This is a genomic window from Vibrio sp. CyArs1 (assembly GCF_022432925.1).
GTDB lineage: Bacteria > Pseudomonadota > Gammaproteobacteria > Enterobacterales > Vibrionaceae > Vibrio > Vibrio mediterranei.
This window is the reverse complement of record NZ_JAKRBO010000001.1, coordinates 1,332,752-1,353,816: the sequence shown is the minus strand read 5'-3', so window position 1 is coordinate 1,353,816 and position 21,065 is coordinate 1,332,752. Positions and strand designations below refer to the sequence as shown.

At 40.7% G+C, this 21,065-nt stretch carries 18 protein-coding genes; 12 read left to right on the top strand and 6 right to left on the bottom strand.

The genetic code is table 11. The annotated features are described in order from the left end of the window. The first annotated feature begins 3 nt into the window (after positions 1 to 3). From MMA19_RS06360 to MMA19_RS06350, 3 genes are read left to right on the top strand one after another with little or no spacing between them, the layout of a single operon-like run. A complete protein-coding gene (locus tag MMA19_RS06360) occupies positions 4 to 3,081 on the top strand; it encodes an efflux RND transporter permease subunit (RefSeq protein WP_240205798.1) in 3,078 nt (1,025 codons plus the stop codon). After that, complete coding sequence (locus MMA19_RS06355) at positions 3,081 to 4,430, top strand: BamA/TamA family outer membrane protein (protein ID WP_240205797.1); 1,350 nt, start codon at positions 3,081 to 3,083, stop codon at positions 4,428 to 4,430. Before MMA19_RS06360 ends, MMA19_RS06355 begins: the two co-directional genes overlap by 1 nt. A 42-nt stretch (positions 4,431 to 4,472) precedes the next feature. Further along, positions 4,473 to 4,802 (top strand): hypothetical protein, encoded by a 330-nt coding sequence (locus MMA19_RS06350; RefSeq protein WP_006070220.1) that lies wholly within the window; start codon positions 4,473 to 4,475, stop codon positions 4,800 to 4,802. Between the two features lie 337 nt (positions 4,803 to 5,139). Here the strand turns inward: MMA19_RS06350 and MMA19_RS06345 are convergent, their stop codons facing one another. After that, positions 5,140 to 5,592 (bottom strand): DUF2536 family protein, encoded by a 453-nt coding sequence (locus MMA19_RS06345; protein ID WP_006070219.1) that lies wholly within the window; start codon positions 5,590 to 5,592, stop codon positions 5,140 to 5,142. A 482-nt stretch (positions 5,593 to 6,074) separates the two neighbouring features. Between MMA19_RS06345 and MMA19_RS06340 the strand changes: the two genes are divergently transcribed. The 3 genes from MMA19_RS06340 to MMA19_RS06330 all read left to right on the top strand — a co-directional run bounded on the left by MMA19_RS06340 (position 6,075) and on the right by MMA19_RS06330 (position 9,431). After that, positions 6,075 to 6,734, top strand: coding sequence for a DUF3313 family protein (locus MMA19_RS06340; RefSeq protein ID WP_006070218.1), 660 nt, complete (start codon positions 6,075 to 6,077; stop codon positions 6,732 to 6,734). Positions 6,735 to 6,744: 10 nt separating this feature from the next. Then, positions 6,745 to 7,737 (top strand): phospholipase A, encoded by a 993-nt coding sequence (locus MMA19_RS06335; protein WP_240205796.1) that lies wholly within the window; start codon positions 6,745 to 6,747, stop codon positions 7,735 to 7,737. Positions 7,738 to 7,865: 128 nt separating this feature from the next. Further along, positions 7,866 to 9,431, top strand: coding sequence for a winged helix-turn-helix domain-containing protein (locus MMA19_RS06330; protein WP_240205795.1), 1,566 nt, complete (start codon positions 7,866 to 7,868; stop codon positions 9,429 to 9,431). Positions 9,432 to 9,472: 41 nt separating this feature from the next. Here MMA19_RS06330 and MMA19_RS06325 read toward each other — a convergent pair whose 3' ends face one another. Then, positions 9,473 to 9,856, bottom strand: coding sequence for an STAS/SEC14 domain-containing protein (locus tag MMA19_RS06325; RefSeq protein ID WP_006070215.1), 384 nt, complete (start codon positions 9,854 to 9,856; stop codon positions 9,473 to 9,475). A 365-nt stretch (positions 9,857 to 10,221) separates the two neighbouring features. Here MMA19_RS06325 and rpoH point away from each other — a divergent pair, with 365 nt between their 5' ends. Next, entirely contained in the window at positions 10,222 to 11,079 is an 858-nt protein-coding gene (rpoH, locus tag MMA19_RS06320; RefSeq protein ID WP_124942227.1) for an RNA polymerase sigma factor RpoH, read from the top strand. A 119-nt stretch (positions 11,080 to 11,198) separates the two neighbouring features. Here the strand turns inward: rpoH and MMA19_RS06315 are convergent, their stop codons facing one another. The 4 genes from MMA19_RS06315 to MMA19_RS06300 all read right to left on the bottom strand — a co-directional run bounded on the left by MMA19_RS06315 (position 11,199) and on the right by MMA19_RS06300 (position 15,807). Further along, on the bottom strand, positions 11,199 to 11,675 hold the full coding sequence (locus MMA19_RS06315) for an outer membrane beta-barrel protein (protein ID WP_006070213.1): 477 nt from the start codon (positions 11,673 to 11,675) through the stop codon (positions 11,199 to 11,201). Positions 11,676 to 11,719: 44 nt separating this feature from the next. After that, positions 11,720 to 12,118: a hypothetical protein gene (locus MMA19_RS06310; protein WP_006070212.1), complete on the bottom strand. Its 399-nt coding sequence runs from the start codon at positions 12,116 to 12,118 to the stop codon at positions 11,720 to 11,722. Between the two features lie 268 nt (positions 12,119 to 12,386). Then, positions 12,387 to 14,276, bottom strand: coding sequence for an aspartate-alanine antiporter (aspT, locus tag MMA19_RS06305; RefSeq protein ID WP_240205794.1), 1,890 nt, complete (start codon positions 14,274 to 14,276; stop codon positions 12,387 to 12,389). A gap of 145 nt (positions 14,277 to 14,421) precedes the next feature. Continuing rightward, the gene (locus MMA19_RS06300) at positions 14,422 to 15,807 is read right to left on the bottom strand and encodes a glutamate decarboxylase (RefSeq protein ID WP_006070210.1); all 1,386 of its coding nucleotides are present in this window, start codon (positions 15,805 to 15,807) and stop codon (positions 14,422 to 14,424) included. A gap of 720 nt (positions 15,808 to 16,527) precedes the next feature. Between MMA19_RS06300 and MMA19_RS06295 the strand changes: the two genes are divergently transcribed. The 5 genes from MMA19_RS06295 (at position 16,528) to MMA19_RS06275 (ending at position 21,049) form a co-directional block, all read left to right on the top strand. Continuing rightward, positions 16,528 to 17,379, top strand: coding sequence for an HlyD family secretion protein (locus MMA19_RS06295; RefSeq protein ID WP_240205793.1), 852 nt, complete (start codon positions 16,528 to 16,530; stop codon positions 17,377 to 17,379). Beyond that, on the top strand, positions 17,379 to 19,223 hold the full coding sequence (locus MMA19_RS06290; RefSeq protein ID WP_240205850.1) for an FUSC family protein: 1,845 nt from the start codon (positions 17,379 to 17,381) through the stop codon (positions 19,221 to 19,223). The genes MMA19_RS06295 and MMA19_RS06290 overlap by 1 nt, the downstream gene beginning before the upstream one ends. 72 nt (positions 19,224 to 19,295) lie before the next feature. After that, positions 19,296 to 20,249: a DUF3187 family protein gene (locus MMA19_RS06285; protein WP_240205792.1), complete on the top strand. Its 954-nt coding sequence runs from the start codon at positions 19,296 to 19,298 to the stop codon at positions 20,247 to 20,249. 109 nt (positions 20,250 to 20,358) lie between these two features. Continuing rightward, positions 20,359 to 20,799: a hypothetical protein gene (locus MMA19_RS06280; RefSeq protein WP_124941649.1), complete on the top strand. Its 441-nt coding sequence runs from the start codon at positions 20,359 to 20,361 to the stop codon at positions 20,797 to 20,799. Between the two features lie 19 nt (positions 20,800 to 20,818). After that, on the top strand, positions 20,819 to 21,049 hold the full coding sequence (locus tag MMA19_RS06275) for a hypothetical protein (protein ID WP_171390236.1): 231 nt from the start codon (positions 20,819 to 20,821) through the stop codon (positions 21,047 to 21,049). Positions 21,050 to 21,065: the final 16 nt, after the last annotated feature.

Sequence of the window (21,065 nt, the reverse complement as noted above, 5' to 3'; positions counted from 1 at the left end):
ATTATGAATTTTACCGACATATTTATAAAGAGACCTGTTCTAGCAACAGTGTTGAGCTTGGTGTTATTGGTGCTGGGGCTCAAAGCTTTTTCGGAGCTTCAGGTTCGTCAATACCCAGAAATTGAAACGGGTGTGATTACGGTTACGACGACCTATCCAGGCGCAAGTTCGACCAGTGTCCAGGGTTATGTTACCCAACCTCTGCAGGCTCAAATCGCGCAAGCTGAGGGAATTGACTACATGACATCAGAAAGTAGCTTAGGTAAGTCTTTAATTACGGTGAATCTGAAACTGGATTATCCAACGGATAAAGCACTAACCGAAATCTTGTCGCTGGTTCAACAAGTGAAATATCGCTTACCAGCAGGTACGCAGGATCCGAGCATCTTGAAATCGACATCACAGTCGCCAATCCTTTATGTTTCGTTTTCAAGTGACCGCCTGGCAACACAACAGATTTCTGATTATGTGAGTCGCGTGGTTAAGCCAACATTCTCAACTGTAGATGGCGTATCAAAGATCGACCTACTAGGACAGAGTGACTTTGCAATGCGTATTTGGTTGAACCCAACCAAAATGGCGGCATTTGGTCTAACGGCTGCCGATGTACAGGCTGCAATCCAGGGAAGTAACTCTGTGAGTGCTGCGGGTAAATTGAAAGCGGACTATATCGAGATTGATATTAATGCACACACCGATGCATCATCTGTTGATGAATTTAAAAACATGGTGCTTAAAGCTGCGAATGGTCAATTAATTCACCTAGAAGACGTAGCAACGGTAGAGCTTGGTGCGAACACTTACGACTCGCGTGTATTGTTTAACGGTACAAGCTCGATCACAACAGCAATCAGCAATACCTCGACATCAAACCCGCTAACGGTTGTTAAAGGACTGTACGACGTTCTTCCAGCGATTAAAGACAGCTTGCCGCTAGGTATGAAAGCGGAAGTGGTTTATGACTCAACGAAATTTATCGATAGCTCGATTGAAGAAGTAACCAAGACTCTTGTAGAGGCTGCGGTGATCGTAATTATCGTCATCTTAGCGTTCTTGGGCTCAATGCGTGCCATGGTCATTCCTTTGGTTACTATTCCATTGTCACTCATCGGTTCGTTGTTCTTGATGATGTCTATGGGCTTTAGTATCAACCTGTTGACGCTACTGGCAATGGTATTGGCTATCTCCCTAGTTGTTGACGATGCCATCGTTGTTGTAGAAAACACCTTCCGTCACCTTGAGGAAGGGGCAACACCAGTACAAGCGGCGATTGAAAGTGCACGAGAGATCGCTGGCCCTGTCATCGCTATGACGATTACGTTGGCTGCCGTATATGCTCCGATCGGCTTTATGGGTGGTCTAACGGGGAAACTGTTTACAGAGTTTGCGTTTACTCTTGCTGGTTCTGTATTGATCTCTGGATTTATCGCACTAACTCTCACACCAATGATGACTTCTAAAATGCTCAACAAGCAGATTCTAGAAGGCGCAATGGTCAAGAAAATTGATAATGTTATTTCTGGTGTTACACATCATTATGAAAACATTCTAACGACCGTACTCAACAACCGTCTGTTGGTGTGGCCATTAGTTCTGACTTTCCTTGTGTCGTTGGTGTTCATGTTTACTCACACTGCGAGTGAATTGGCTCCACAAGAAGACCAAGGTGTTGTAATCATGATGGGTCAAGGTCCATCGCAAGCTAATACCGACTACCTTGGCAATTTCACTCAAGCGTTGGATAAAACGATCAGCAGTTATCCTGAAACTGAAATGTCGATGATGGTAAATGGTTACCAAAAAGACAATAAGTTCTTCGGATTAGGTGTACTTAAAGATTGGGATTCTCGTGAAGCGTCAGTGAAAGACATCATGACAAGATTCCAGAATGACATAGTCGATTTCCCTGGATTGCAGGTGTTTACTATTTCACCTCCAGATCTACCTGGTACATCGCAAGGTCTGCCGTTCCAAATGGTATTGAAAACGCCGACAGGAAGCTATGAGGAGCTCTACCAGTACGCAGAAAAAATGAAAGAGTATGCGGTCAATAGTGGCAAGTTTATCTATGTTCAGAATGACTTAGAGTTCAATAAGCCTCAGGTAGAAATTACCATTAATCGTGACAAAGCAGCATTGATGAATGTGAACGCGCAAGAAATTGGTAATGTGTTAACTCGCTACGTGAGTGAAGGCTTTATTAACTATTTCGCATTAGATGAGCGCAGCTATCAGGTAATCACTCAAGTAGAACGTTCTGACCGTAGTTCTTGGAATGATATCGACCAATATTACGTGCGCTCAAATAACGGCACTATGGTTCCGCTATCAACGCTTATTGATATCAAGCAAAGTGTGCAGCCATCAGCCGTGGATCAGTTCCAGCAATTGAACAGCGCGACTATCGAAGCGAAGATGATGCCAGGCGTTAGTATTGGTGAAGCTTATGAAGTGATGCAGGAAGGTGCAAAACAAATTCTTCCAACGTCGTACGCAACAGACTCATCTGGTCAATTACGTCAGTACGTCCAAGAAGGAGCTTCCTTGGTTTCAACCTTTGCTCTTGCGCTTATTATCATTTATTTGGTGCTAGCGGCTCAGTTTGAAAGTTTCAAAGATCCATTGATCGTATTGACCAGTGTTCCGTTGTCGATATTCGGAGCCATGATTCCTTTGTACTTGGGTATCGATACGCTCAATATCTACACTGAGGTTGGCCTTGTAACGCTTATCGGTCTGATCAGTAAGCACGGTATTTTGATCGTGGAGTTTGCGAACCAAATCCAGCCGGAATTCGCAGGCGATAAGATTGCCGCAGTGAAGAAAGCAGCAGCGGAACGTTTACGTCCAGTATTGATGACAACAGCAGCAATGGTAATTGGTGTCGTACCACTACTGACAGCAGCTGGTGCTGGCGCGCAAAGCCGCTTCTCTATCGGTCTAGTAATTACTGTGGGCATGACAGTAGGTACTCTGTTTACCTTATTTGTCGTCCCTACGGTTTATACATTCTTGGCTGATGACCACTCAGGTGAATCTACTGAGGATACCAACACTAAGCTTGTAGAAGAGCAACAATAGTGAAGAAAACCAATCAAAAAGCACCAAGGATGGTGCTTTCTTTTTTTGCAGCCTCTTGCTTTTTATTTGTGATGCCGTTGAGTCAGAGCTACGCCAATACAGGGCGAGGTGAACAAAGTTCAATAGTCTCTCTGTCTAAACCAGTATTTGTTGAAAATACTCGGAAAGCAGAAGCTCAATTGGCTGAATTTGATAGAAAAATCGATGCCAATCAACAGCTTCAGAAGGAGTGTGTTAACAACTGTGCTGTGCTTGAGAGGGAAGAAGCAAGGCTGAAAAAAGAAAAAAAGGCATTTATAGAAACCAATCGATTACCACTGGTTTCAATATTAGGAGGCCCTGGCTATATGCCGGAAACAGGGCTTATGCTCGCGTTAGGAGGGCTCTATTCTTTTAGCACCGATCGCGACAGTGACAACTTACAACGTTCTAGTGTCAGTCTCGTGGCAATTGGTAACGAGATGGAGTCTGGTATCGGCTTTGGTTTACGTTCGAAACAGAATTTGTTTTTCCAGAATAACGATATTCGTTATGTAGGTAGTCTGAGCTTTGGCAATCAAAGCCAGTACTACTGGGGAACAGGCTATGACAAGGGAAAGGTAGTCGATGCAAGTGATGATATGTCGTTGGACTACAAGTTTGTTAACTACGATGCCAATCTGACCTTTAGAACAAATCAACATTGGTACGTAGGTCCTGTTCTTCGCGTTCGCTACTACGATCCTAGCAATGATGATTTACCCACGAGTGCCTTAAACGATGACAACTTCCAAACTTATCGTGATAAGCCATTTTCAATCGGTGCAGGTTTTACAGTGCAATACGATACTCGCGATGTAACGGTTAATGCCTGGCAAGGGAGTTTCCTTGGAATTGAGTTTGTCGATTACAACTCATTCATTGGCAGTGACAACGACTACTCAAAAGCATCTGTGGATTATCGATACTACTACGCCCTGTCAAAAGGCAAGGTGTTAGCGTTATTCAATAAGCTCCAATGGAGTCAAGGTGATGTCCCATTTTATGACATGCCGACCTTGGGCGGGCAAGACTCTATGCGAGGCATCTATCAAGGTCGCTATCGCGACAACATTGCCATCGAAAACACATTGGAATATCGATGGACCCTGAGAGACGGTCAAGACCAATTGACTAAGCACGGTGTGACATTTTGGGCTGGAGTAGGTTCCGTCGATAGTTCATTGGATGAGCTGTACTCGAACTTTCTCTATAGCTACGGCGTCGGCTATCGGTATGAAATTCAACCGCGAATGAACGTTCGAGTGGATTTGGGGATAGGTAGCAACGACGACAAAGGTTTTTATCTCACCTTTACCGAGGCGTTCTAATACGCCTCAAATATACATTACACAATCAATTAGAGAAAACAAATGAAGACTAAATTATTATTAATCAGTACGTTAACGTCTATTTTTATGATGGGCTGTACGAGCACTCAAGAATTTCTAAATGAAAACCAATCTATGGCAACGGAAGCGGCAATGAATCGTGCGAAGTTTGAACTAAGCTGCCAAACTGTGCAAACAACAGTACTAAACAAAAAAACGATCGACCTTTATCGTTATGAAGTACCTCAGTATCAAGTTGGAGTGTCCGGCTGTGGTAAAAAAGTGGTGTATTTAGTCAACTGTAATCCCGACAGCGGATGTATGGTGTATGACAACAAGAACGCTCCAATATCAGAAAGCAAATCTCAATAACCTCAATTTAGGCATGCAAATATAGGTACGTTTGTATGCCTCTTTCTGACACCTCACTAATAAGTTCCTATTTTCTCAAAGTGTTCCATCACTTCTTCAAGCTAATAACCCTTCGAGCTAACACACTCCAAGACAATACTCTTTGACACAATTGATATCGCTTTTTCACCACTATAACCGAGTTAGGCCTTTGCTTGTTGACTGGTTGGCAATGGATGAATTGAACGATGAACTACTGACGAAGCTTTTCATTCGTGGAGGATAGAAAGCGGAAATGAGGAAACAGGTAGGAAAGATAAAAAAATCCCCGATATTGAATCAATATCGGGGACAAAAATTAGTATAGCGTTACTTTCGCTGTGTATTCAGTACGTTCTGACTGGTTTACAGGGTGTTGATAGTAGTCAACAGTGAAGTAAATCGGTTTATCTTGGTTGATACGCTCCGCGATTTTCTTCTCTAGATCTTGAACAGAATCAAAGTCGTACACGTGGAAAGAATAACCCGGCTTAAGGTCCATTTCTTTAGCTTCTTCTTGAGTGATGTAAGTTTGGCGATAGATAGAATCTAAGTAAGTATCAAACTGTGTAGTAACACTATCGTCAGTCACTAAAACATAGTCGAATTCGTTAGCGCGAATTGTGTCAGTTTGAAGTGAGCTCATTGCTGCATCAACGCTTAATTGGTTCTGCTCTTGAGAGCCGTCACTGGCAACAATTGATGGATTAAAGTCATCTGCCATTACCGATGCAGAAGCTAGAACACAAAGAGGAAGTACATATTTCAACATTTTAAATACCTTATTAATTGACGCCTAAATGGCGTTGGTTGAGCTTATATATACCTGATGGTTTAATCAGGCCAGATTTCGATGTTAATTTTAACCGCTACATGAAATGATGAAATAATAAGGCTCTAATTGTATGGTAAATAATAAATATTCTTAGTTCTGTATTTTTGTTTTAGATTTATCTATTCAAAGGTGGTTTTATATCTAAACTTGCGGTTTTTAATTGTTCTCGGGTTAGGGTTATTACGATGAATTGTTTTTAGGTCATTGTTTATTAAGGGTTTTATTTTTATTTTATACGCCATTATTGGTTTTGTTCAGGTTTTTTATATCAATAAATAATAGAGAATTTAACATTAATAGAAGTATGCTGATTAGTTTATTCACTTTTTAATTTTGCTAATCATAATTGTTAGCGAAATTCACTTGAACATATTTATTGTTCTTAAAGCAAGATTGACTAATAAGGTCTGGAGAAAGAAATGAAAGCTAAAATACTACTACTATCTATTATCACGGTTCTATCTGGGTGTGCAGGTTCACTACCAGATAAAGAAGAAATGGTGACGTTAAATGATGGACGTACATACGAAGAACAAAAATACAACTCCCATGAAGATGGATATGTTTGGCACTCGAGCGACCTTAAAAAAGACGAATATCAGAATATTATCGTTCACGATGTTAATGTACACGTTAGTAAAACGATAGACCGTTTGCTAACAGACCAAACAGTAGAGAACTTTAAGCAAGAACTTAAAGGCACTTTGTCTGAAAAGAGCTCGAAACTGTTCCCAACAGATGCGGCGAGCCAACACCAAGCTATTGTTGACGTCAACATCATTAAAGTTGAAGACATCGGTGAAGATGTAAAAGCACGAGAAATTATCCCAATTGGTGCAATCGTTGCCTTAGCAAAAGAGGCGGCTGGTACTCGTGATCGTTCAGTAAGATTACTTGTGGATGTTGATATTAAAGATAAAGATGACGGCCACTTACTTGCTCGTCGTATTTTTGTCGTAAACAACAATGGCGTACTTGAGAATGATAAGTCGAAGATCACACAAAAAATCTTAGATGCGAACGTGAATCGAATTACTGAGCAAAGTGTCGACTTCATTCTTCACGCTATGTACATGTAAGGGTTGAGTTATGAAGTTATCTGTTCGACATTCTCAAATCCTAGCGCTACTTGTGGCTTTCGGGCCTATGCATGCTTTGGCGCAAGAAAACGATGCCAGTTTCGACACACGCTTTGATAATTGTTTGTTGCGTGAGATTCACATGGATGTTGAACATGATAACCTCGATGAGATTAAGGCACAGTGCTTGAGTGAAGTGCAAGCGTCGACAGAGCATGTCTCTCCAACTCGACACACATTAGAAAAAGAGACGGAGAATAACCCGTTTGTCATTACTCCCTATAGGCAAAACTACATTTTGCCTATTACGGAAATGAGCCAGGTAAATACGGCACCTTACACATCAGACATTTTTGAAGGAAAGTCTGATGAACTGAAAGATGAAGAAATCAAGTTCCAGATCAGTTTTAAAATGCCTCTAGTCGAAGATGGTATTTTTAACGAAGAAGATCAGATTTACTTTGGTTTTACGTTAAAGTCATTTTGGCAGGCATACTCTTCTGAGATATCAGCACCTTTCCGTGAAACTAACTATCGCCCAGAGATTTTCTATGAATCTCCTTTGCCAATAGAGAGTACGGAAGGTGTGTGGTTTACACGAGTTGGTTTTGAACATGAATCTAATGGACGAACTCAAGAGTTGAGTCGCAGTTGGAATCGAATTTATGGTGGTATTGGATATGCTGAAGACGACCTCATGGTTTATTTGGAGCCTTGGTACCGCATCCCTGACAGTGATGACGATAACCCCGATATAGAAGACTACATGGGACACTTTGAACTAACCGCTGCTTATAAATACCAAGCGGTAGAGTTCAGTGGAGTAGCTCGTTATAACTTCCGTACCGGTTATGGTGGCTTTGAGGCAGGTATGAGCTTCCCCCTTATAGGGAGAGTTCGTGGTTATGTTCAATATTACCAAGGGTATGGTGAAAGTTTGATCGATTACAATTACAACAACAAGCGTATTGGCGTCGGGGTTCTACTAACAGATATTCTCTAAGCGATACGTCAGGATTTTTCGGGGTCCGCTTTGTGCGTCATTTTCGTGCCGTGTAAGGTGGATTTTTTGAAATATCCTAAATAGTATCCAATACTTCTTTATAAGTTACAGTTACTTAATACTAACCTATGAAGAACCAGAAGATACAATTTACTATTGATGATTGGGTTTTTATTCCAAGTGAAGACAAATTTATCTTGGATGACGAAGAGTTTATTATCGATCATCGACTATCTAGATTGTTCCATTTTCTGTGTGATAATCCCTATACCGTCTTTTCTAGAGATGAATTAATAAATGAAGTCTGGAATGGCTCGATCTTAACTGATCAAGTCATTACTCAGGCGATATTTGAGTTAAGAAAAATTCTCAAACAGCACGGTAGTCATCCATTTGGGTATATTGTTACTGTTCCTAAAAGAGGCTACAAGTTAGATGCGGATGTTGAAAGAAAAGTCGAAACCCCCGCACCAGTCGATGGCGGGAGGGTAGGTGCCGGAGCGCTAAGTAAGTCAGAGAATCCCCTATACAAAGATAAGACAACATCATCACAAGCAGGTAAAACGAGTGATACTGATAATGCTCGTTCATTGAGACCTCTGCGACTTAGTGGGACACAAAAACCCAACTATTTAAAGCACTGGGCCATAGCGTCTGTTCTGTTGATTTGTCTAGTTCCAGGAATAATATATCTGGTATTCATCAATGGTGTGGAAAAAGAGGCGCATCCAGCTTCAACGATAGCACCTAGTTATTTGTCTTTTGAACCTCGATATATTTATGTGAAAGCTAACGAGGAATTCCTAAGCGACCACCTTAAAGTGGGGATGGCACGTAAGTTGTTGGATTATTTAAAGATCTATCGAGATTATAGGATCATCTATGATGGGCCTGCTGCAAAAGTCGCGGCCAACGAGTTACGTTTTTCGTCGATTGAACGAGGTGGTCATCAATATCTAGAAATTGAGTACTTTAATCGAGTATCGGGTGATAAACACCTAGATCGACGGTACAAGATTTCACAAGGGCATGTGAAAGCCGCAATAAAAAAATCGCTGACTGACCTACTTGAGTCTTTCAATATCTCGGTCGGAAAATCTCAGGTCGCCAGTCTGGTGGATGAGTTGCCTGATGATGAGAATGCAGTTTCTTCTATATTGGAGTCATTAGGTGCAGCTTTTCAGGTGAATCATGAGGAAAAAGCATTACAACTGATAGAGTTAGCGGCCCAACAAGCACCCGAAAATCAATACACCATCGCAACGGCTTATATGTTTATTCTATCGAAGATGTATATCAAACCTGATGGCAATAACATCAATCAAATAGAACAGCTTAATCAGAAAATGCAGCAGTCCATCAACCAGTTTTCTCAGGATCAGCAGCTTACACCTAGGTTATTGGAAGCGATGTCTATGATGGAGATGAGTAAAGATGAGCCATACAAAGCGAAGCAGTATCTTACAGCCATCCCTTACGACAGGCGTAGTATCATGTTTTACATAATTAGTGCGAAGGTAGCGGAATCAACAGGGAATACATCTGCGGCGGAAGAGTTTTACTATCATGCGATCTTGGAAGCATCGACGGTACAGGTATTAAACTTGTCCGAAACGCTATTCTTTTATAGTGATCTATCTGATATTAGAGACAAGATTACCAATAATGTTACTGGTACTACTGAAACGTGGTAGCCAAACTGGCTGACACGTTTCAGTACAGGGTAGTTGCGCAATTAGTGTTTAATCCAACCTTGTGCTTCTTGATTGTTAGTAAAGTACTTCACCTCTGAACTGGTTGCGAATGACGCCAATGTAGCCGCTATTTCAAGCCATTTTTGATCGCCAAATAATGCGATTTTGTTTATGTCGTTACGATGCTTAATACTCAGCTTAATATCTTCCACAAATGCTTCATATTCCCAACCAGAGAAAGCAGTAGCATCAACAAGAAGGTTAATCTTCTTGTCCTCATTTTCCTTAATACTAGTTTCAATCAAATTGGCTACTTGAGTAACCACTTCCTTTGTTAATTTTCCAGTTGGCTTCAGCTTTAACATCAAAGAATCATGGTTTGCTTCTACATTGATGGTTACATTTGCTGGTTTCTGATTACACATTATGACTTTCTCTATAATAGTTAGTTTGATTTGCGTAAGTAACTTATCTAAATATGAAACATATAAAGGTGTTGCGTTGATAACCTACTTACAGAGCGAGGAAGATGTTACTTTTTGGGAAATTGCTATACATAATATGACAATAAAGAAACGATAACTGTTTGTGAATTTTAATTAATCACCAGTAACTTTTATTGCAAAGTCAAGTTTGAAAATATACAAAATACTATCATAAGTCATTGTTTTTAATATGTTATATTTACTTTATCTCAAGATTATGAACTCATTATTATATTGATTTATCACATCAATAGTATTCGCGCCGATTTAAGTCTACATAAAAACTACTATATATCGGAGAAATGATGTCTCATTCAAATGCTGCTATTTCGTTCAACAATAGCCAAAACCTTTCTTACTATATGCAATATGTCAATTCGCACTCAATATTAAAAGAGTGTGAAGAGCGACAATTAGCTAACGAGCTATACTACAACAATAATGAAGATGTAATATCACAATTAGTATTGCCTCATCTGCGATACGTTGTTTACATCGCCAAGGGGTTCGCCGGGTATGGTCTACCGTTAGTCGATATGATTCAGTCTGGTAATATCGGTTTGCTTAAGGCAGTTAAGAAATTTAACCCAGAACTGGGCTTCAGGTTGGTATCCTTTGCTGTTCATTGGATAAAATCAGAAATTACCGACTTTATTATAAAAAACTGGAGCATTGTAAAAATCGCCACAACGAAGTCACAGCGAAAACTATTTTTTAATCTGAAAAAATACAAGCAATCTCAAGAGTGGATGAGTGAGAGTGAGGCTGAAAATTTAGCCAGTAAGTTGAAAGTCAGCAAGAAAGATGTGCTGTCTATGGATGGGCGACTATCTGCAAGAGATTCCTATATTGACCCGAAAATAGGTGAAGATGAAGACCAAGTCATATCGACTGGTGAAGTGTTTGCCGAGCCACAACTCGATGTGGCGATTGAATATGAAACTCAAGATTGGGATAGGCACATTAACGATGAATTGAATGCAGGTTTGGCTAAATTAGATGCTCGAAGCCGAGATATTATCGTAAGTCGTTGGCTGTTATCAGAAAAAGTAACATTGAACGAACTTGCTGAGAGGCATAGGGTTTCAGCAGAGAGAGTCAGGCAAATTGAATTGATGACACTTGAGAAGCTTAAAGATTTGTTGACGCACATTCAGCCATAGAGTCCACAAAAAACCGACCGCGATTACCAGCGGTCGGTTTTTTTATGATTAGATGTTCACAGCGGGTATAAAAAAACCAAAGCGAACTGGCTTTGGTTTTCTCTGGTAGTGTTGAGTGATTAGAAGTGGAATTCAACTAAAAGGTTTACGCTATCTTTGACAATCGCAGTGTCATACTTAGTGTACTCCAAAGCAACTCGAGCTGGGCCTAAAGAAACGCCTGCACCAATACCACCGAATACGTCTGTAGATGTATTGATGCTGTTAGAGAATCTACCCATACCAAGACGACCATACACATCGAAAATTGCAATTGGTAACGTGACCTTACCACTTGCTAGCCATGCATTTGAGTAGATAGACGAGTTGTCAATTGGGGAGTTCGTATCAACAAAATCCGCGTATGCTAATTCGGCAGAGAAGAGTTTTGCAAAATTGTAGCCGCCGTAAATAGTGTAGCCATTATTAGAACCTGATACGTTAATGTCATCGTAACTAGAGTATAAGTAACCAGCACCAATATAAGGTTCTGCAGAAGAAACCGATGCTAGTGGTAATAATAGCAAAGGCAAAGTACGTAGAAATGTCTTGTTCATTATTAAGTTCTCTATTTGTTAATGTTTAAATTTAGCGACTAGAATTAGAAGCTATAAGTAACGCCTAATGCAGCGCCAATATCCAAATCTAAGCCATGATTCATATTTAATTCGGGATGGATCTGTGCATAAAGTTTCCAATCTTTTGCAAAGTTCAAATTCATGCCAATAGGAATACGAACGCCAAAATCATTATTCCAGTCGTAGTACGCACCGCCAGCCACATACCAACTCAAAGGAGCTTCTGCAGCTAGATTTCCCTTTAAAAATGAATAATCTAGAGCTAATCCATCATCGCCTGCGATGAACTTTATTTGCTGATTAAAGTCAACGACTACGCTTAGACCTTGGTCAAATGCCATACCGATCCCCACTTTTTTTCCAGTATTGGCATAGCTCATCATTGGTGTAAGAAGAAGTAATGTTAATGCTGTCTTTTTCACTTTTAATACCTAAATCAATTATCGACAATTCATAGGTAGGGTCACCCAATATTGGAATTCAAGAAAAATAAGAAATATTTTCATATTTTATTTTCATTATCTTTAAGGACGGTTGGATATGGTTTTTAAATCAGAGGGTTATAGAAAGAAAAAACCGCTATTTTTGTTAGTGGTTTTATTGAGGAATAACTCGCATAAAAAAGCCCCTTACAAAAGTAAGGGGCTTAATTGATCATCGAGGGTGGTAATTGTTCATGACTGCTACCTATTAGTAGAATAACACCATAAACATACCCATTAAGGTCAATAGGGTATTGGATACCGCATAAGGAACAGTGTAACCAAGCATAGGGATGTTGCTTTTCGCTTTCTCACCTACCATAGCGACTGAAGCAGTACTCGTACGTGCACCACCACAAATACCTAGGTTTATAGCTGGGTGGAATTTAAAGATATACTTACCAATAAGTGGAGCTAATAGCATTGGAATAGCCGTTGCTGCCGCACCGATTAAGAACAGTTCTGGACCTACGTTTTTAAGGCCAGCCACAAAGCCAGGACCTGCAGAAATACCTACGATAGCAATAAAGACATTAAGACCAACTGAGTTCATAAACCACTGTGTTGGTTCTGGAAGTCGAGCAAATGTTGGGTGAATTGAGCGTAACCAACCTAATACCAAACCACCGATTAGAACACCGCCAGATACAGACAGAGTAACGGGTGCGCCATCGATATTAACAGCTAGTGCGCCTAGTAAACCGAATATTACGATAAAGAGACCAACCCAAACCATATCCGTTTCAGTTGTCGTTCTATCTACATGGCCTACTTCTTTTTCCATACGTGATGTATGCGTTTTAGTACCAGTAATACTTAGTACGTCACCACGATGAATTTCAGTTTGTGCTAGTAGGGGTACTTCTTGACTTGCTGCACCACGACTGATTTTGTTTAGGAACACGCCACGAGCGTAATCTTCATCTGCTAGTGAGACTAATGTGCGGTTAGCGAACTTTTTGTTGGTAACAACTAGGTCTACGGTTTCTAATGGCAGGTTATCAAGCTCCTCGTCCGCTACTTCTGTTAAATACTGTTGAGCGTGTACGAGTGCATCGGTATGACCTGTTAATGCAATAATGTCTTTTGCCGCTAGCGCCATAGTTGGCTCGACATCCACTACTTCACCATTGCGTTTCAGCTTCTCAATGAAGAGGCGTTCTGCGTGGTGTTGAGATTCGAATTCAGCCACTGTCATACCGTTGATATCGTCAGAGATCTCATAGGTACGAGATTCAGAGCGATGCCAAACACGTGAAATACCATCTTCTGGTGTACCTGCAGACATCTCTTTTTCGTAGTCTTTACAAGCTTCTTCAAGGTTAACTCCGAGTAGAGTTGGACCAACATAAGCTAGGATCATACCAGTACCAATAGTACCGAACAGATAACAGATAGCGTAAGCCACTGGAATTTGGTCTAGTAGCTCTTTAGTATTGCTGAAACCAGATGAGTTGATTGCATCAGTCGCTAGACCGATAGAAGCGGAGATGGTTTGTGCGCCGGCCCAAAGGCCTGCAGCTAGACCAACATCGTAACCTGCAATTTTGGCACCAGCGTACGTTACTGCGAAACATAGAAATGAAATGACTACTGCGAATATCGCTTGTGGAGCACCATTTTTGGCTACACCTCGAACAAATTGCGGGCCGACACCATAACCTACAGCGAATAGGAACATCGTGAAGAACATTGACTTAACTTGTGAAGAGATCGAGATATCAAGCTGACCGATGATAACACCTGCGATTAGCGTACCTGTTACTGCACCTAAGCTGAAGTGACCGAATTTGATTGCCCCTAACCAATATCCCAAGCCCAGGGTGATGAAAATTGCCAATGCTTGGTGTTCACGGAACACTTTTACTACCCACATAGGCTCTGCTTTTGCTGGAGCTTTGATGCTTGTAGTTGAATGTTGAACAGCAGCATGGTCTGTAGTTTGTTCTTGAGCTTGAACATTATTGAATATGTCAAAGCCAGATACGCCGCTATTTGTATCTGTAGTGATATTTCCTGCCAGCATAAATACTGCCAACATACTTAGAAAAATATGCTTAATATATTTAGAAGGAGATAGCCTCATTAGAGTTGCCATTTTAACCTCTGATTACTTAGATTCCTAAATGCAAACCAAAGAACTCCAGAGCCCGGAACAAGAACCAGACTGCTTTGGTACGCAATAATTATTGTGATTAGAGTGCGAGGGACTAGGGCTACTAGCCCCTCTTTGCTTGAGATGATTAACCGTGGTTAAACGTGCTTGAGCTCTCTTCGTCAACAGAGTTAACGATTGGGAATTTCTCAAATTTCTCGATTGTGCGTTTTAGATCTTGAACGAGTAGATCAACCATGTCGTGACTCACACCGTGACGAACTAGGATGCGCATAATGACCAAATCTTCGCGGTTTGAAGGCATGGAATATGCGGCAATTTGCCAACCACGAGCGCGGATAGCGTCACTTAGGTCAAACAAGTTAAAGCCTGCATCTACGTCCGCTTTTAAGCTAAAGCTCATAGCTGGAATACCACCGCGGCCATCGTAAATGATGTCGAATAAGCCCATTTTGCTTACTTCATCAGCTAGGTATTGAGCTGAGTTGTAGCAAGCGTCGTGGATACGCTTATAACCTTCTTTACCCAAACGTAAGAAGTTGTAGTACTGAGCAACGATCTGACCGCCAGGGCGAGAGAAGTTCAGTGCGAATGTTGGCATGTCACCACCAAGGTAGTTAACACGGAAGATCAGATCTTCAGGAAGATCGCTTGCTTCGCGGAAGACAACCCAGCCCACACCAAGAGGTGCAAGACCATATTTGTGGCCAGATGCGTTGATTGACTTAACACGAGGAATACGGAAATCCCACTCTAGTTCAGGGTCGCAGAACGGTGCGATGAATGCGCCACTTGCGCCATCAACGTGCATTGGTACATCAAGGCCAGTTTCTTCTTGCAGTTTGTCTAGTGCATCAGCAATCGCTTTTACAGGTTCATACTGACAAGTGAACGTTACGCCAAGAGTAGGAACAACACCGATAGTGTTTTCGTCAACACGGGCTAGAACTTCTTCTGGAGTCATTAGTAGACGGTCGCCTTCCATAGGAATTTCGCGTAGTTCGATATCCCAGTACTTAGCGAATTTGTGCCAGCATACTTGTACTGGACCGCAAATTAGGTTTGGTTTGTCAGTTGGCTTACCTTCCTTGCGACGCTTCTCGCGCCAGCGCCATTTCATTGCCATACCGCCAAGCATGGCCGCTTCACTTGAACCTGTTGTTGAACAGCCCATCGTGTTTTCAGGATCTGGAGAGTTCCAAAGATCAGCAAGCATATGAACGCAACGGTTCTCGATTTCTGCTGTTTGTGGGTACTCATCTTTGTCGATCATGTTTTTGTCGATGCACTCGTCCATGATTTTGTGGATGTTACCGTCTACCCAAGTTTGGCAAAAAGTTGCTAGGTTTTGACGAGAGTTACCATCAAGAATAAGCTCATCAGATACTAGCTGGTATGCAGCATCAGGATTTGATTCGTCATTAGGGAAAGTATATTTATCGATGGTTTTGTCTAATAGTTTGTTTGCAAAAACATCATCGATAGCTGCATTATTCTTTTCTTCAAAAGGCATTATATAGCTCCAGATTTATTTAATTGGATAGAACAGTAATATCACTGCGTTTGGTTTTTGAAAAAGCTGTCTCGCTTAAGTCGAATTGAATTATTACCAATTAAATGAATAAAACCATCAATAGAAAATAAAAAGACAATAATCATCGTGTTATAAATAAATTGTTGCGCCAAATATCCTTTTTATTTGTCTCTTACTAGAGCCGCTGTGTGAAGTCCAATCATTGATTTACGGCTAATACTAGTTAATTTTGATACGGTCCACATGGTCTGAAATGGTTGGTTTTTTGGGATTAATTTTATGAAAATCAATGGTTTGAGATTTATATGTAGATTGTTTTTATGTGAATTTTATTGGCTGTGGATTAATTTATCTTCAGTGGATATTAAAATGAATACCAAGTTGATTAATGAAAGTGCTTATAGATTTAATCTTAGCTATTACCGCTGCTTTCATTGTTTATCTATATCAGAAAGTAAAGTTATTTAAGTTAATTCTAAAAACTATAATGGTGTAAAAATGAATGATCATATTATATTTGACTACTTCTACATACCCGGTTTTATGGTGTTGGTAGCAGCGGCAATTGCAATACTAATTGTAGTCAAATACACACTAGGTGGACTATTGAGAAAAGGAAAGATCATGAATCCTTCATTAACAGAACTTTGTTTAGTAATTATTGTTACTGGACAATTACTACTAATAAAGGTGAGCTAAATGAAGTTATTTCGTGTTCTATTACCGACTGCATTAGTGATCGCTGCGGGGGCGACTTGTTATACGTCTTGGGTCGCCTACACCCAATCTCTTTGGACTCGCGATGCTAAAGTTCACGTTGAAATTGCAGAAGTAGCGCCAAAAGTCTCGGGAGAGATAGTTACCGTAGCTGTACATGACAACCAGTTTGTTAATGCTGGTGATTTTCTCTTTGCTATTGATGATGCGGATTACAAAAACAGTGTTTCCCAAGCTAAGTATGCAATGTTGAAGGCGGAGGCCGAGCTAGAGCAATCGAAGAACTCTTACCGTCGTGATTCAAGATTGTTGAGTAAAAAACTAGTCTCTGAAGAGCAAGTGATCTCGGAGAAGCTCGCCGTAGCAGCTAATAAAGCCGCTTTAGAGCAAGCAAAAAGTAGCTTGGCTAAAGCAGAATTAGATTTAAGTCGCACTAAAGTGGTCGCACCGCAAGATGGTTATGTAACGAATCTTAACCAACGCCAAGGGAACTACATCAATAAAGGTGAAACCTTTGTTGCATTAGTCGAGAGTGACACCTATTACATTTTGGCCTATTTCACCGAGACAAAAGTAAAAGGCTTGGTTGAAGGGGCGAAAGCTAACATTCGTCCATTTTCATCCGATAAAACATTTGTCGGCAAAATTGAAGGTATTGGTCGTGCGATTATTGATCAGAGTGCCGATAATTCCGGATTAATATCAAACGTTAACCCAACAGTGCCTTGGGTCCGTCTCGCGCAACGCGTACCGGTGCGTATTAGCATCCCTAAAGAAGTCCTTGAAAATGAGAGACTGATTGCTGGCACAACGGTTTCAGTGGATATTCAGTGATGTTAGCGACGATTGCTCGACAATGGACAAATCCAGAATCGGTGGCATTTGCTTTGCGGTTTTGCCTGGCTGTATTGATGACATGGGGTTTATCGCTGTTAATGGATTCTTCGGCCACGAGTACTTCTATGGCAACAGCCGCGATTATTCAAATCACTGGCAGTCGCGGAGCGAGTATCAAAAAAGCGGCGGCACGCCTTATCGGGACATTTACTGGCGGTGCATATGTGCTTTTTGTGGCCAGCGCTACGCTTATTGACTCTTGGTTGTTTAACTCATTCATTATATTTGGAGTGGTAACAAGTTTAGGTATCGCATCATATTTTCATGGACGTGTGTCCTACATGTTTGCCGTGATGGGGATTACCTTGTCTTTAGTGGGTTTCCCATTGGCAGCGAACCCTGACATGACCAATTTATTTGACCACGTACAGCTTCGTTGTGTTGGTATCTCATTTGGTATTTTAATGGCAATGGTCGCGGCTATGATCATTCCTTATAAAGATGACCAGCATGAGTTGTTTTCTGTCAAAAGTTATACAGAGAACTTCCTAAGCAATCTGTTTGTTACTGATGAAGATAATGCTACCAAACTGACACGTGCGTTTTTGGTATTTGTGAGCAAAAAGTGGCAGTTGGTTGATGATGAGATATATGGAAGCCGAAGTGCTAAGGAAGAAAAACTCAACAGTCGTACTGCTTTTTATGACTCTATCAATATTGGTATCAAAGCCATCGAGTTAAAAAAGCTTGGTGGGGCCATAGCCATTCCTAATGAGGCGTGGGAGGAGTTGTGTAAAGCTAATTTTCGCGTTGATATCAATGAATCATGGATTGAAAGGTGGGGAATTAAAGATATTGACCTGGTCGAGGTGTTTAATGAGCAGGTCGCTTTATTTGCCACACAACTGGATTTATACAAGAGCGAAAACAGTGTATTTGACTACACCAATAAAGATTATGCCAACGATATAGGACGCTTTACCGATGGTTACGTAGTGCTCAACAATATGGTGAGAGCAACCATCACGCTGTTCACGCTTTCATTTATGTGGATTGAGCTGCAATGGGATAGTGGTATGTCGGCAATGATCATGGCTGGAATGATCATCTCGGTGTACGCTGCAAATCCAGGTTCAGAGCAGGCACAAAGTCCAAATATATATGCACAATTCTTAGCTGGTGGTTTTGCGTTTATTCTGACATTTGGGGCCATGCCAATTGGTTCGCCTTGGATAGTTGCAGTAGTCGGCTTTACTGGCGTGTATTTGGCGGCTTATTGGTTTTGGCAGAGCAAGTCACTACTAAAAGTGGTGTGTATGGTTTCGTTGTTTTCATGGACGAGCCTTGTTCCGTTAACCAGTGCCCCAAGTTACGATTTTGAGAACTTTCTTAATTCTATCGTCGGTAATATCACTGCATTGCTGATTTTGTGGGGGGCGTTCTATTTAATCCCTGCACGTACAACAGCCACAGTGATCAAGAAAGAACTGAATCGATTTATTAATAAATTCAAAGTGACCGATATAGAAAAGAGAAAGTCTTTGAATGTAAGTAACTGGATCCTAGCATCCTATGCTTACTTAATTAGCATTTCAGATTTAGTGAGTATTAATAGACTGTTATATCTAAAAGCGCTACAGAGTGTCATTAACCATGAAGAACTTGAACCTGAAGAGCGAGAAATTCTTCTTTCCTCTATTGATAAAAAATTCTTCGACCTAGGAAGTAATCAAATATTCTCAAACTTGATGGACTATAAGGCGACAACAGCTGCGAAACACAATTACCGTTGGTTCGTTCTGTGCGATAGATATAATGCTTTGAAAGCTCAAGGTCACTAGAAAAAATATAAATTAACTATCATTTTAATTTCTCAGTTAATTTTCTGAGAACTATATATATCAGAGGTTATGATGAAAAATATTCTCATAGGCCTAGTGATATGGACATTATTAGGTACCAATTATGCAATGGCAGAAGATATTAAATCATCGCCATTAAAAGTAGATGCTCAAGCTCCAGTACAGTCATTAGGGCTGGCAACACAACTTCGTAGCGGTTTTACTAATGATAAAACCGAACTGTTTGCAACGTACAACTTCGGCAGCGTTTGGATCACCAGTGATGATATCCAAATGGATTACTACCAAAATAGAATAACGACGGGGGTGCAATGGTCACCCGCAGATAAGATACAGCTTGAGCTACGCTATCAGTTTGCGTGGGCCCATAATAACCATTTAGATAGTTTGGTGAAGTCATTCCATAATGCTGCTGGACTGAAGCTTGATGGGCGTGACGAAGTCGAAGACGATAGCTTCAACGTCGATAGCGATACCTATGGTGTTCATAACAACAACTTTGAAGGCGATACGCTGGAAAGCGCCGTGTCGCTGTATCTTCAGTATTCACTTTATGAATCTGAACATCAGGCATTGGCAATCGGTGGGTCGCTATATTACAACAATAAAAGTGATTACGAATTCTCATCAGGTGGCTTTGAACAAAACTTACAATTGAATTGGTCATACGCAAAAAGTGGACACTCTATTTATTCGACGTTAGGAGTAGTTCATCATGCCGATAAAAATATTGATGAAGATCTGTATTTCAAAGAATTCACTTGGGAAGGTGCAATTGGTTATGGTTATCGATTCCTTTCTAACCATGAAATTATTGCAGAATATCATTTATATCAAGGTGCGTTAAACCAGACGGCTTTTTCAGAAAACGTCAATGAAGCGACCCTAGGTTATCGTTATTATTGGGATAATACCATATTAGAAATATCGGGTACCGAGAACTTGTTTAATATGGATAACTCTACAGATATCGCCTTCACCTTAGGGGTGAGACATTATTTTTAAACTCAGTTAAACAAGGCTTAATTGACGTTTAAAGAACCTTCACTGTTAAGTGAGAACAAAGCATGAGAAATTAATCTCATCGCACAACATGACCACAAGAGAACTTATTATGTTTAAATATCTACTACCTGTTTTAGTCGTTTTTTCATCTGGCGTCTACGCAGAATCACTTCAGCACATGTCTGATGTGAACCATAACAAACAAGAAATGGCGACAGCAATGAAAGGCATCCAAGAAGTTAAGCTTTCTGATGATGTATATATTGTAAGTAATACTCAGAATGGCTTTACCATTACTGATAGCGTGGATGAACTTTCTGCAAAGTATCGTGATACCTACATCACGGCAGATCAAGCGAAAGCCAACAACTTAGAAAAAGTAAAAACATTCACTGTATACAGCGAAGCAAACTTTGAGAACCTAATTAAAAAAGTAGAGAGTCAAGTATCTAAAGATGCTCCTGAATTCTTTTCTGTAGACCTATATCAGAACAGCATCGGTGACATTGAAATCACAGATTACGTTGCTCGCGTTGTCGAGTATAAATAATTTTTAGAAGAGGTTAGCCATGTCAATGCAACACACAAAATCAGCGACACATGAAAAAATGATGCGCGAGTACGGCAACGAAGTCGAGCACAAACACAACAAAGATCATTTAACTTTCCAAGACAAAGAAAGCAATGAGCATCGTCATCTTCATGGTGGCCACAATGTGCACAAACCCACGCACCACCATCATAAAACGGCGCACCATAACACTCATAAGCGTAACCACACTGAAGCTTCTGAGGAATAACAAAAAAACCGCTCGA